Annotated in this window: 13 protein-coding genes and 1 pseudogene; 3 read left to right on the plus strand and 11 right to left on the minus strand. The window is 66.6% G+C overall.

Annotation, left to right across the window (positions count from 1 at the left end):
- Window positions 1-11 precede the first annotated feature (11 nt).
- On the minus strand, window positions 12-1,151 hold the full coding sequence (locus EEB19_RS03590; protein ID WP_187583280.1) for a sulfotransferase family protein: 1,140 nt from the start codon (window positions 1,149-1,151) through the stop codon (window positions 12-14).
- A 244-nt stretch (window positions 1,152-1,395) separates the two neighbouring features.
- On the opposite strand from EEB19_RS03590, the gene rpsT reads away from it, so the two are divergent.
- Window positions 1,396-1,656 (plus strand): 30S ribosomal protein S20, encoded by a 261-nt coding sequence (gene rpsT, locus EEB19_RS03595; protein ID WP_187583282.1) that lies wholly within the window; start codon window positions 1,396-1,398, stop codon window positions 1,654-1,656.
- A 155-nt stretch (window positions 1,657-1,811) separates the two neighbouring features.
- On the opposite strand, the gene holA is transcribed toward rpsT, so the two are convergent.
- Both holA and EEB19_RS03605 read right to left on the minus strand, forming a co-directional pair.
- Window positions 1,812-2,795, minus strand: a complete 984-nt coding sequence (gene holA, locus EEB19_RS03600; protein WP_187583284.1) for a DNA polymerase III subunit delta — start codon at window positions 2,793-2,795, stop codon at window positions 1,812-1,814.
- The gene (locus tag EEB19_RS03605) at window positions 2,779-3,594 is read right to left on the minus strand and encodes a ComEC/Rec2 family competence protein (protein WP_316245455.1); all 816 of its coding nucleotides are present in this window, start codon (window positions 3,592-3,594) and stop codon (window positions 2,779-2,781) included. Before EEB19_RS03605 ends, holA begins: the two co-directional genes overlap by 17 nt.
- Before the next feature lie 153 nt (window positions 3,595-3,747).
- Between EEB19_RS03605 and EEB19_RS03610 the strand changes: the two genes are divergently transcribed.
- Window positions 3,748-4,380, plus strand: coding sequence for a hypothetical protein (locus EEB19_RS03610; protein WP_187583287.1), 633 nt, complete (start codon window positions 3,748-3,750; stop codon window positions 4,378-4,380).
- A complete protein-coding gene (locus EEB19_RS27155; protein ID WP_187583289.1) occupies window positions 4,377-5,108 on the plus strand; it encodes a bifunctional 2-polyprenyl-6-hydroxyphenol methylase/3-demethylubiquinol 3-O-methyltransferase UbiG in 732 nt (243 codons plus the stop codon). Before EEB19_RS03610 ends, EEB19_RS27155 begins: the two co-directional genes overlap by 4 nt.
- A gap of 687 nt (window positions 5,109-5,795) precedes the next feature.
- On the opposite strand, the pseudogene EEB19_RS03620 reads toward EEB19_RS27155, so the two are convergent.
- The 8 genes and pseudogenes from EEB19_RS03620 to nadD form a co-directional block, all read right to left on the minus strand.
- Window positions 5,796-6,047, minus strand: a pseudogene (locus tag EEB19_RS03620) (DNA polymerase III subunit delta); the annotation flags it as partial.
- On the minus strand, window positions 6,031-7,629 hold the full coding sequence (locus EEB19_RS03625; RefSeq protein WP_262365412.1) for a ComEC/Rec2 family competence protein: 1,599 nt from the start codon (window positions 7,627-7,629) through the stop codon (window positions 6,031-6,033). The pseudogene EEB19_RS03620 and the gene EEB19_RS03625, both read right to left, overlap by 17 nt.
- A complete protein-coding gene (locus tag EEB19_RS03630; RefSeq protein ID WP_262365413.1) occupies window positions 7,626-8,747 on the minus strand; it encodes a ComEA family DNA-binding protein in 1,122 nt (373 codons plus the stop codon). The genes EEB19_RS03625 and EEB19_RS03630 overlap by 4 nt, the downstream gene beginning before the upstream one ends.
- A gap of 92 nt (window positions 8,748-8,839) precedes the next feature.
- A complete protein-coding gene (locus tag EEB19_RS03635) occupies window positions 8,840-9,688 on the minus strand; it encodes a DegV family protein (protein ID WP_187583291.1) in 849 nt (282 codons plus the stop codon).
- Between the two features lie 9 nt (window positions 9,689-9,697).
- On the minus strand, window positions 9,698-10,501 hold the full coding sequence (gene octT, locus EEB19_RS03640) for a diglucosylglycerate octanoyltransferase (protein ID WP_187583293.1): 804 nt from the start codon (window positions 10,499-10,501) through the stop codon (window positions 9,698-9,700).
- A complete protein-coding gene (locus EEB19_RS03645; RefSeq protein ID WP_187583295.1) occupies window positions 10,498-11,211 on the minus strand; it encodes a histidine phosphatase family protein in 714 nt (237 codons plus the stop codon). Before EEB19_RS03645 ends, octT begins: the two co-directional genes overlap by 4 nt.
- Window positions 11,208-11,570 (minus strand): ribosome silencing factor, encoded by a 363-nt coding sequence (rsfS, locus tag EEB19_RS03650; protein WP_187583297.1) that lies wholly within the window; start codon window positions 11,568-11,570, stop codon window positions 11,208-11,210. The genes EEB19_RS03645 and rsfS overlap by 4 nt, the downstream gene beginning before the upstream one ends.
- Window positions 11,571-11,622: 52 nt before the next feature.
- Window positions 11,623-12,324 (minus strand): nicotinate-nucleotide adenylyltransferase, encoded by a 702-nt coding sequence (nadD, locus tag EEB19_RS03655; RefSeq protein WP_187583299.1) that lies wholly within the window; start codon window positions 12,322-12,324, stop codon window positions 11,623-11,625.
- Window positions 12,325-12,333: the final 9 nt, after the last annotated feature.

Genomic DNA, 12,333 nt, shown 5'->3' on the forward strand with positions numbered 1-12,333 from the left:
GATGGAAGGGGTCAGAGAGATCGGCGTAGGCCCAGTGCACGCCGCCGAATTCGACGGACGACATTCATCGCGCGTGTCCGTCGTCGAGGGCCGACTTTCGGCAGTCGCGTCGTCTTCACCATCTCCGCCATCGTGTCGAGCGCGACGTCGAGGACGTCCTGGACCGTCGGCGGCAACGCGTCGCCGGCGGCCAGCCGACTCACCGTCAGGTCGTCGAGATCACCGGACACGCGATATCCGGCCGAGCGGGCCGCCCCGATCATCGCGTCCGCCGTCTGCGCCACCCACGCGCGCTGGTCCGCGGTCAGGCCCCGCGGCGCACCGGACGGCGCCTCGAACAGGATCTCCCCGATGATCTGTCCCTTGATGATGCGCTCGTACCGACGCCATTCCACGTCGTCGGGCTGCAGGCGGCGATTGAGCTGCCGCAGGAACTCCGCCTGCGGCGCCGACAGTGACGAGTTCAGGCTCGGTACCGGGACGGTCAGGACGGCCGGGTCGACGTCGAGGACCCGCAGGAACCGCTCCCAGAGCGAGTCCCCCGGGTTGTCGCGCCGGGTGGGTACCGTGACGATGTGGACGCGGTCGGGGCCGACGGCGTCGGCCCAGTCTCCGAGGATGCGGATGTGATCCTGGAACTCCCAGAACGGCTCCTCGTCGCCGGCATCGACCGGCGGGACGAAGCCCGTCAGCGCCGGACCGTGGACGTGCACCGACGCGAGGAACTCGTCGAAGGTCGCCTGCCGCTGGTTCTTGACGTTCTCCTGCCACACCGACGGCAACTGGCGGGCGAGATCGCGGACGGTCGCGATCACGTGCACTTCGTCGGCGAACGACAGATCGTCCAGCATCCGCCGGATGTGCTCGGGACGGGCGGTCGCGTACAGCTCGTGCGACAGCAGCGAGGTCTGCGGCCACGCCTTGATCTGGGACACCAGCGTCGGCCACGTCTTCGCGAACGCCGGATCGACCCAGTCCAGGTACCGCTCGGGTTGCAGGTGCACCGCCGCGTGGAAGTGATCGGAGATGACATTGCCCGGATACAGCAGACCGGACTCCCGTAATGCCAGGTCACGGTTACGCCAGAGGCGATCCTGGAGGTGTGTTGTCCCGGTTTTGGGCAGGCCGATGTGCACGAAGACGACTGACATGATGATTCGAGCCTAATCGGTGACAAACCTTGCGCCCTCGGCGACGATGTGAGTCGCACTGACGACGACGGCGGGATGCCCGTCCGGCGATTTGGGCCACCTCGGCCGCGGCTGGTAATGTTGACCGCTGTTCGCAGTGTCGACGGGATCCCTGGGATTCAGGGCCATTCGACCTGCTCCGGCGCGACCCGTTCGCCGCCGACCGAGAACGACGAGAACCAACCAGAACCAGAGGGATACACGCGTGGCAAACATCAAGTCGCAGATCAAGCGGATCAACACCAACGAGGTGCGCCGTCAGCGCAACCAGTCGGTGAAGTCCTCGCTGCGGACCGCCATCCGCAACTTCCGCGAAGCAGTCGACGCCGGCGACAAGCCGAAGGCCGCCGAGCTCGCCCAGTCCGCCGGTCGCCAGCTCGACAAGGCTGCATCAAAGGGCGTCATCCACGCGAATCAGGCCGCCAACAAGAAGTCGGCCATGGCTCTCGCGGTCAACAAGCTCTGATCTCCCGCGCCTGAAGGCGCGCAGCTCTCGCAGCTCACCCCGGTGATATCCACGCGGTCACCGGGGTGAGCTGCGTTGTGTCGTCGGCGGCCTTATGTGTTCAGCTTCGGCGGCCCGGTGTGCTCAGCAGCCCCTCGTCGTCGGCGCGGCCGTGGTCACTCTCGTCGGCCCCGCTCGCGTGATGGGCGCAGTCCGGCCACCGTCGTGACCGCGTGTTCGAGACTGAAATCGGCGTCGGCCGCCTGGCCCTTCACATCGCCGTTGAGCTGGGCCACCACCTGTATCGCCTTCGCGATCGACACCGAATCCCAGGCCCGTGCCTGCGCCTGCACCTTCTTGACGCGCCGCGGCGGCATACCCAACTCGGAGGCCGCCGCGTACTGGTCCATCGAGCCGATGGCGCGCACTCGTGCGATCGCGTGGACTGCCTCCGCGAGCGCGTCCGCGAGCAGCACCCTCGGCACGCCGTGATGCTCTGCCCACGCCAGTGACTCCAACGCCCCCGCACGATCACCCGTGACCGTCTTGTCGGCGACCTCGAAACCGGTGATCTCCGGTCGGCCCTGGTAGTACAGCCGGACCGCGTCCACGGTCACCTTGCCGCCGGTGTCTGCGACGAGTTGGCTGCAGGCCGCGGCCAGTTCGCGCAGTTCCGAACCCACCCCCTCGACGAGCTGTTCGACGACGTCGTTGCCGACCTTGACCTTCAACGCGCGGAACTCCTTGCGCACGAAGTCCATCCGCTCCGACGGCCACTTCGGTGCGACGCAGTCGTGCTCGACGGCGCCCGCCTTCTTCAGGGCCGGCACCAGTGATTTCGCGCGGCCGCCCCCGGTGTGGACGACCATCACGGTGATCCCGTCGGGAAGTTCTGTGGCCGCCTGGGCGATCAGCGCGGCCGGCTCTTTTCCGGCATCGGCCGCCGATTCGACAACGACGATCCGATCCTCGGCGAACAACGACGGACTGAGCAGTTCGGCCAATTCGGGTTCGGTCACGTCGCCCGCGCGGACCCGGGTGACCGGGATGTCCGCGCCCGTGTCCGCCGACTGTCGCGCGACGACGCCCGCGATCACCCGGCCCGTGAGGAAGTCGTCGTCTCCGAGCAACAGGTGCAGGCGTTCATCCACGGCGACCATCGTGCCAGACGGACCCGACAGCCCGCCCGAGCCCACGAACCCCCTCCGGGAAGTAGCGTGTTCCCGCTCCCACCGCCACCACCACGATCAACGTCACCGCGCCGACGACGAGCGCGCCGACGACACCCGACGGGACGGACACCGTCGCCCACGTCTGTGCGCCGAGAAACCGGGCGCAGGTGAGCATCCACCACAGCTCCGGACCGAGCGCACGGACCATCAACTCGGCGCAGCCGGCACCCGGACCATCAGCGCCACCGACCGATCCGATCACCGCGGCCGCGGTTCCCGCGACGCCGACGAGTCCGACGACCGGCACCACGAGAACGTTCGCGAGCAACGCCACGACGCTGAACCGCCCACTGAGCAGCGCGATGATCGGAGCGGTCACCAGCTGTGCCGCGAGGGACATCGCCAGCAGTTCGGCCACACCCGCCGGAATGCGTCGCGCGCGCAACCAATCCCGCAGGGAAGCCGACCACAACACCAACCCGGCCGTCGCCAGGACCGACAACGCGAAACCCGGCGCCACCGCGAGATCCGGCCACCACAGCAGGCCGACGACCGTGGCCGCACCAAGGGCCGGCAACGCGTGCACCCGTCGCGAACCCGCCAGCGCCAGCAGTCCCACCGTGCCCATCATCGCCGCACGCAGCACACTCGGCGACGGTCGGACAAGGATGACGAACACCACCACGATCAGGATGCCCACGACGGCTGTGACTAGCGGTGACGTCCCCAGCGCTCGCACCAGCATCACCACAGCCCCGGTCACGATCGCGAAATTGCTGCCCGACACGGATGAATCGAGGTATGGGCACTAAGAGTGACGCGACCCTCGTGACCGTGTGCCGGTGCCATGTGTACTTGTTGACGGAGGTCCATCGACGTGCATGTTGGAATCGCGCCCGAGGGGACGACGCGGCCCAATCACGCAGGTTAAGCTCCGAGCATGCCCCAGTCAGCTCTAACCAGCATCTCCGCGGTTGCAGCACTCGCAGTGTCCCTAGTCGTGTCGACCAAACCAAATTGGTGGGAAAGCCCTCCTAGGCTTATTCTCATCGTCATCACATCGCTGGCCGTGATCACGTGCGCCGTCATAGAGATCGTTCTTGCAAGGAAGACACTGCCAAAGAAATTTTCCGGTAAGAACCGAGACCGCAATATTCGTGAATACATGACTAAGCTTCTGCAGCAGTCATCAGGGCAGTGTGTAATGTCGTCGAATAACTTAAGTTGGGTGCAGGACGATCAAGAGAAAGAACTGTTCGCGAAGGCTCGACAAAAAGAACTCACGCTCCTGATGCCTCAAGAAACCAATCTTTCGAGACGCTTGGCCGAGGGAGGAGCAAGCGCATACTACTACGGAGCGGACGACGATTTTCGTTTCGAAAGTAGGTTCACTGTGTTCAATGCCTCGCGATCAGACGTCTGGGTCGCCATTGGTCACGGTCGGGGCAATACACACCTCATACACAGGACTCACTCGAATTCCGATCCTGTCTATTTCATGGCTAAGGATCTCGTTGCTCTCGCAAAGCGAAATTCCAATATAACTTCTCCCACCCAAGGCCCCAATGCATGAATTCAATCATTCACCTCACAAGCCAAAAGTCTTTGGACTCAATCACTTCTGAGTGGGATGCGATTGCACCAGAGCGCGACCGACTCATCACAACCAACAGGGACGACTCCTTTACGAAAGTGCTTAAACCCTGGATTCTGAAGCGACTCCAGGGTGCAGCACGGATAGTCGACGTCGGATGCGGGACAGGTAGGCTCACTGCCAATTTAGCCGAGCAATCCGAGTTTACACTGGGGCTTGATCCTAGTTCCGTGAGCATAAAGATTGCCAGAGGCCATGACGGAGTCAGCGAATATAAAGTTTCGACAGCGGAAGAGTGGATTAAACACAACCCCGATGCCAGTTTCGACCTCGTCGTTGCAAACATGGTATTAATGGATGCTGTCGATCTCAAAGGCCTATGCCAGGCGATCGCTAAGATGGGTGACGGAGTACGCGTGCTTGCGACGATAACGCACCCAGCATTCTGGCCAGAATACTGGGGCTATGCATCAGAATCGGGATTTGACTACTTGTCTGAAACTTATATCGAAGGTCCGTTTAGGACAAGTTCCCACGAATTTTCAAAGGTAAGCACACATATTCATCGACCGGTTTCTCGTTACCTTTCCGAATTTCGCTCTAGTGGGTTGGAAATCGTTCGCGTTGACGAACTCCGCGGTCCCGAAGGTCGGGAGGTCTTCAGGTTTCCGCGGTTCCTTGCTTTTGAGCTTAGGAATGGGGAGTAACCTACAGCAGGTTCGCGTGACCCATTATCGTAAAGCGGTCTTAGTATCCGATCGTGCGAGCGATCATCCACTGAGGCGTTTCGTCCGGCCCGAGCGAGCGCGGCAAGTCTATCGACCATCAGGAACGAGAGTGTCGCCCCCGAATACCGACGGCTGGAACAGACCTGTCCCTGGCGACGTTCTGATTGCGTGGGATGTCTCGCGTGCCCCACGTGTCGTCAATGCGTAGTCGAGCTGCGCGATCTGGGCGCCGAGAGCAGAGTGATGAGGCTACGCTGCAGCCGTATCTACGACCGCGCCCGCGACGATGACCGATTCACCCGACGCGCTAATCGCCGAGCAGGAGGTCGAGCAGTTCCACGAGCGTGTGCTTCGTTCGGCGCGCCGCAACACGCCCGCGGCCCCCCCTCACCGCAAAACCCTACCGACCCACAAGATCATCCGCGATCCCGACACCAGTCCGCGCCGAACGTGTGTCCACTCCGTGAGCGCACCGATCGCCCAGGAGGCTGCGAGCGGCATGCCCGCCGGAGCTGCGACCAATGCGGAAGTCGCAGGCGGCTACGCCCAAGGAGGACGCGATTGAGCACTTCGGCAACGGTAGCGAGCGGCGCGACAGACAGTTAGTCGCTATAGGTCATTCAACTGTGCTGATGACATGCTGCCGAGATCGCGTCTTTCAAGATCGATCAGCGCGGCCGGCTCTTTTCCGGCATCGGCCGCCGATTCGACAACGACGATCCGATCCTCGGCGAACAACGACGGACTGAGCAGTTCGGCCAATTCGGGTTCGGTCACGTCGCCCGCGCGGACCCGGGTGACCGGGATGTCCGCGCCCGTGTCCGCCGACTGTCGCGCGACGACGCCCGCGATCACCCGGCCCGTGAGGAAGTCGTCGTCTCCGAGCAACAGGTGCAGGCGTTCATCCACGGCGACCATCGTGCCAGACGGACCCGACAGCCCGCCCGAGCCCACGAACCCCCTCCGGGAAGTAGCGTGTTCCGGCTCCCACCGCCACCACCACGATCAACGTCACCGCGCCGACGACGAGCGCGCCGACGACACCCGACGGGACGGACACCGTCGCCCACGTCTGTGCGCCGAGAAACCGGGCGCAGGTGAGCATCCACCACAGCTCCGGACCGAGCGCACGGACCATCAACTCGGCGCAGCCGGCACCCGGACCATCAGCGCCACCGACCGATCCGATCACCGCGGCCGCGGTTCCCACGATGCCGACGAGTCCGACGACCGGCACCACGAGAACGTTCGCGAGCAACGCCACGACGCTGAACCGCCCACTGAGCAGCGCGATGATCGGAGCGGTCACCAGCTGTGCCGCGAGGGACATCGCCAGCAGTTCGGCCACACCCGCCGGAATGCGTCGCGCGCGCAACCAATCCCGCAGGGAAGCCGACCACAACACCAACCCGGCCGTCGCCAGGACCGACAATGCGAAACCCGGCGCCACCGCGAGATCCGGCCACCACAGCAGGCCGACGACCGTGGCCGCACCAAGGGCCGGCAACGCGTGCACCCGTCGCGAACCCGCCAGCGCCAGCAGTCCCACCGTGCCCATCATCGCCGCACGCAGCACACTCGGCGACGGTCGGACAAGGATGACGAACACCACCACGATCAGGATGCCCACGACGGCTGTGACGCGCGGTGACGTACCCAGCGCTCGCACCAGCATCACCACAGCCCCGGTCACGATCGCGAAATTGCTTCCGGACACAGCGAGCAGATGCGACAGACCGGCCGCACGGAAGTCGTCGCGCACCCGCGTGTCGAGCGACGACGTGTCACCGAGCACCAGACCCGGGAAGAGTCCGGCGGCCTCCGGACCCAGGGCGCGCGCCGAGATCAGCTGGAGCCGGGCGCGGACCGCGCCGGCGAGACGCTGGTGCGGCGGGGGACGCCCGAGTGTGTGCCGGGCGCCGGACGCGCTCAGCCGGGCGACCAGCAGATCGCCGTCACGGGGCGGGCGTACGCGGACCAGCACCGAGAACCGCTGTCCGGGAAGCAACTCGGACCAGTCCGCGGCCGCCCCGGTGAGCTCGGCACCCATCGGCACCGTCGAACGGCCCGCCACACCGGTGACGTCCACGCGGACCCGGACCATCGATGCGGCTGCGGGCCCCACCGACACCGCATCGTCGCGGATGATCCCGACGATCCGGGCCTTGCCGTCCGCCTGCCACAACGGATGTCCGCTGCGGGCCTCGAGCCGCACGGCAAGCGCCCCGGCGGTGACCACACCCATGCCGGCGACGACCACCACGAACGAGATCGTCGTCCACCTCGCCCAGCCCCGCCACAGCGCGAGCCCGGCGCCCGCACACCCGAGAACGCACACCATCACGAGGACCCGTGCGATCGGAGGTGGACCGAGCAGGCACGCGAGGGTGATGATCCACACCGTCACGGCGGGCAGGACCAGACGATAGTCGCCGGACGGCACCCAGTCGTCGAGCACACGACGTGGGCGACGGGAGGCGGGCGGCGACGACTCGCTCACACCGTCACCAGCTCGCGCAGCCGGGCGAGCCGCGCCGGCCCGATGCCGTCGACCTCGGCGAGCTGGTCGACGGAGGTGAATCGTCCGTGCTCATCACGCCACGCGATGATGGATTTCGCGGTGACGGGACCGACTCCCGGCAGTGCATCGAGTTGTGCCTCGGTCGCGGAGTTGAGATCCACCTTGCCCGCCGGGCTCGTGTTCGCACCGCCCTCGGCAGCACCCGAGGACGGCACGCTCGCGGCAATGCCGCCGCCCGGGGACCCCGCGGTGCCGACGACGGCGCTGCGCAGGGCCATGCGACCTCCGTCGCCCGCATACCCGACGAGGATCTGGTCACCGTCGTTCAAACGCTGGGCCAGATTGAGCGACAACAGGTCTGCGCCCTTGCGGGCGCCACCGGCACGCGCGATGGCGTCGGCCACCCGAGGCTGTCCGGGCAGCCGGACGAGTCCCGGACGATGGACCAGGCCGACGACACTCACCACCATCTCGGCTGCCGGTGGCGCGATCGGCTGCGCCGTACGGGATTCGAGGCCGGATGTGACAGGTGTCGTCGGGCCCGCCGACACCGGGAAGGCCACCGGGGTCGTCGTGTCCGAACTGCCGCGCAGCAACGTGTATCCCGCCACGCCGCAGGCGATCACGCCGATGAGGATCAAGGCGATGGCGGCCGGCGGTGCCACCAGGAAGCGTCGACGGGGCGCCTCGTCCTCGTCGTCCTCGTCGAGACCGAACCGCTCGGCGACGGACATGCGGGCGTGACCACGGTCGTCGGTGGGTGTGAACCAGGTCGGCACTCCCGCCACGCCCCAGGAACTCTCGGGCGTGTGGGCCGCATTGTCATCGATGTCGGGCTCCGGCACCGACCTCGGATCCGACACCACCGGGTCGTACTTCACCGCGGTCCCGGTGACGTCCGGCAGCTCCCGGTCCCTCGAGTTCTCGTCATGAGCCCAGACGTCGGACATGTCGACATCCGGCGAGCGCGCGTGCTGACGCGCCGATCGGGTCTCGGCAGCCGACGGGTCCGCAACCGTCAGACGGTCCAGTGGGCTGCGCCTCCCGTGCCGCTCCCCATCCGAGTCGGTCCCGGGTCGTCGTGCAGTGGTGCTCATGACCGCTGAGCGTAAGCAGGATCAGCACCCTCGCCGGACGCCGCGGGAACCCGAGCCCGATCTGTGGATGAAACGGTGGGTGTGGACGTCGATCAGACGTCGAGCGGCTCGAGATGTGTTGCGAGCACGACTCCGATCGCGCCGGGACCGACATGACAGCCGAGGACGGGTCCGAGGTCGACGATCACTTCGGAGGTGACGACGCGCAGCCGGTCGGTCAGTTGCGCCGCGAGTTCGCCTGCGAGCTCCGGCGATCCGCTGTGCTGCACGCCGACGGTGACCGGCGCTCCGGCAGCCGCATCGACCGCGGCATCGACCATCTTGGTCAGCGCCTTGGAGAAGGTGCGGTGACGTTCCTTGAGGGTGAGCATGCCGTCGACCATGTGCAGGATGGGTTTGATGGACAGGGCGGAGCCGAGCATCTTGCTCGCCGCACTGATCCGGCCGCTCTGACGAAGATTGTCGAGCTGATGCACACACAGCATCGACTCGACGGTCGATGCCTGACGGATGGCCGACTCGTACACCCGATCGCGGTCGGCGCCGGAGGCGGCGGCCTGCGCGGCGCCGAGCGCGGTGAAGCCGACGGCGAGACCGACCGATCGTGAGTCGACGATACGGACCTGGCCCGGGAACTTCTCCGCGGCCAGCCGGCCCGCTCCCCACGTGCCGGACAACCGACGCGACATGTGGACCGCGACGACACCGTCGCCGTCACTGTCGGCCAGCGCCTGCTCGTACACCTCGGTGAGTTCGTGCGGGTTGGCGCCGGACGTGGTGACCCCGGGCGTCGAGATGATGTCGACCGGGATGTCGTCGACGCCTTCGAGGTAGTCCTTGCCGTCGAGGGTCAGATGCAGCGGTACCTGCCGGATCCCGGCATGCTCTGCCAGTGCGGCGGGCAGGCGCGAGGAGGAATCTGTGACGACGACGACAGGCACGCGTCTACGTTAGCGGGTCGACTCGATCGTGGTCGGATGCCCGTCCGCGGCCGGTACCACCACCGGAGGCAGCATCGGCTCGAGCGCCGACACCACCACGTCGGCGACGGCGCGGTGACAGTCCCAGCCCCAGTGGATCCCGTCGGGGTTCATGGCCGCCTCCGGAGCGCGGAACGCATCGCGGGTCGCCGGATAGAAGTCGGCGGTGGGCAGATCGTGATCGTCGGCCCAGCGCATCATCGCGGCGGTCGTCGGGATGCGCCCGGAATGCACGCGCCCGTAGTACGGACTGTTGTGTGTCGGCGGCAGACACACCACGATCGGCAATTCCGGCCGCAGCTGTGTGAGCGCATCACGGATCTTCTCCAGGTACTCCACCGTGATTCGTGGCGGAAGCGCGGTCGGCCAGCCGGTCCTGGACAGGCGAGGCTGCAGCCACTGATAACCGTCGCGGACGACCTGTCGGAGACGGTTGGGTCGCACATAGCGGATCTGCTCGCGGAGGGCGGTCGGCAGCGGCGACGGCAGGCTGTCCATGCCCCCGAACGCCAGCACCACGACGTCCGCGGACGGCACGGCCGCCCAGATGTTCGGGTCCTGGGTGAGGGCCCACCACACGTCGCGGCTCGTCCACCCGATCCGCCCGAACAGCCGGACCTCGCGCCGGCATCGGTCACCGACGATGGTGGGCCAGATGCGCGGGTCGCCGGCGGGAAGGCCGCCCCCCGGGCCGTAGTAGGCAAGGGAATCCGAGAGCACCAGGATCGAGCCGGCGCCGGCGGACCGGCGGGTCACCGGGCCGGGTGCGGTCATTGGACCGCGGCGTCCGCGCTCTCGGCAGACGCGTTCCACACGTCGAGCCGCCAGCGGGGCGCACTTCCCGGCACACCGTGCCCGGACAGTTGGACCCAGCTGGTGTTCGCCAGTCCACCGAACACCGGCCACGAGGTCTCCGGCAGTCCGAGCAGCGCAGCGGTCATGGCCGCGATGACGCCTCCGTGCGCCACCAGCACCACGGGCGCCTCCGGCAGTTCGCCGGTGCCCCAGCCGTCGAGGTCGGCGACCAACTCGTCGACGAGCGGCACCGATCGGCGTGCGACGTCGATGCGGCTCTCCCCGTTCGGCGGTGCCCACGAGGCGTCGTCACGCCAGATGCGCCGGGCCCCGGGCATCGCGTCGTCGACCTCGAGGTGGGTCATGCCCTGCCAGTCCCCGAGGTGGGTCTCGCGCAGCCGGACATCGGTGGTCACCTCCAGTCCCGTGCGCCGCGACAGCGCTTCCGCCGTTTCGCGGGCGCGGGTGAGGTCGGAGGAGACGATGAGCATCGGGGTGCGATCGGCGAGGGCGAGGGCCGCCGCATCGGCCTGACGAACACCGAGCGCCGACAACTCGGTGTCGAGTTGCCCCTGCATCCGGCTGGTCGCGTTGTACTCGGTCTGCCCGTGCCGCAACAGGATCAGGCGACGCACCACCGGCGTCAGGCGTTCGACGGCGGTGTCGTGACTGTCGGGTCCCCCGCTCATGCCTCGCCGTCCACCTCGATGACCGGGCAGTCCTTCCACAGGCTTTCCAGCGCGTAGAACTGTCGCTCGTCGGTGTGCTGGATGTGGACCACGATGTCGGCGTAGTCGATGAGGGCCCAGCGGCCCTCACGGGTTCCCTCGCGGCGCACCGGCTTGTGGCCGGCCTCGCGGAGCTTGTCCTCCACCTCGTCGACGATCGAGGTGACCTGTCGTTCGTTGTCGGCGGAGGCGATCACGAAGATGTCGGTGATGACGAGTTGTTCGGAGACGTCGATGACCGTCACGTCGTGTGCCAGTTTGTCGGCCGCGGCGTGTGCCGCGATCGTGGCCATCTCCAGCGCTTGGGCTGAGGCAGTCACTGGTGTCCTTCCATCGGTGGATTCGGTGCGGGCTCGGTCTCTGGTGCGGCCGTCATGGTGCCGAGACCCCCGGCGAGGACGCCCTCGGTGCACGGTACAGCTTGCGCTTCGCGATGTACTGGACGACGCCGTCGGGTACCAGGTACCAGACGGGGCGACCACGTGCCGCGCGAGCACGGCATTCGGTCGACGAGATCGCCAGGGCCGGTATCTCCAGCATCTGCAGGGTGTCCTCCGGCAGCTTCTCGAGATGCTTCGCCAGATGCTGGACGTGCAATTCGTATCCGGGTCGGCTGACACCGATGAAATGAGCGAGTTCGAAGAGCTCCTCGAAATGCTGCCACGACAGGATCGACTCCAGCGCGTCGGCACCGGTGATGAAGAACAGTTCCGCTTCGGGGTGGACCTTGCGGAGATCTCGCAGCGTGTCGACGGTGTAGGTGTCGCCGTTGCGCTCGATGTCGACGCGGCTCACCGTGAACCGGGGGTTCGAGGCGGTGGCGATCACCGTCATGAGGTACCGGTCCTCGGCCGGGCTGACCGATCGACCCACGTCCTTCTTGCTCTCCGGCTCGTCGCCGAGTTTCTGCCAGGGCCTGCCGGTCGGTACGAAAATGACCTCGTCGAGGTTGAACCGGTGCGCGACCTCGCTGGCCGCGACGAGATGGCCGTTGTGGATGGGATCGAAGGTGCCACCCATGACGCCGATTCGGCGGGCGCGCGGAGGCGGGGACGTCTGCCGGTCGGAGGCCATGAGGAGTGA

This window comes from Gordonia sp. OPL2, assembly GCF_003797825.1.
Lineage (GTDB): Bacteria > Actinomycetota > Actinomycetes > Mycobacteriales > Mycobacteriaceae > Gordonia.

Coding starts and splice junctions, on each gene's coding strand:
- EEB19_RS03645 (WP_187583295.1), bottom strand. CDS start 11,211: ATGAGCGGGGGACCCGACAGTCACGACACCGCCGTCGAACGCCTGACG.
- holA (WP_187583284.1), bottom strand. CDS start 2,795: ATGGTCGCCGTGGATGAACGCCTGCACCTGTTGCTCGGAGACGACGAC.
- EEB19_RS03630 (WP_262365413.1), bottom strand. CDS start 8,747: ATGAGCACCACTGCACGACGACCCGGGACCGACTCGGATGGGGAGCGG.
- EEB19_RS27155 (WP_187583289.1), top strand. CDS start 4,377: ATGAATTCAATCATTCACCTCACAAGCCAAAAGTCTTTGGACTCAATC.
- nadD (WP_187583299.1), bottom strand. CDS start 12,324: ATGGCCTCCGACCGGCAGACGTCCCCGCCTCCGCGCGCCCGCCGAATC.
- EEB19_RS03590 (WP_187583280.1), bottom strand. CDS start 1,151: ATGTCAGTCGTCTTCGTGCACATCGGCCTGCCCAAAACCGGGACAACA.
- EEB19_RS03610 (WP_187583287.1), top strand. CDS start 3,748: ATGCCCCAGTCAGCTCTAACCAGCATCTCCGCGGTTGCAGCACTCGCA.
- octT (WP_187583293.1), bottom strand. CDS start 10,501: ATGACCGCACCCGGCCCGGTGACCCGCCGGTCCGCCGGCGCCGGCTCG.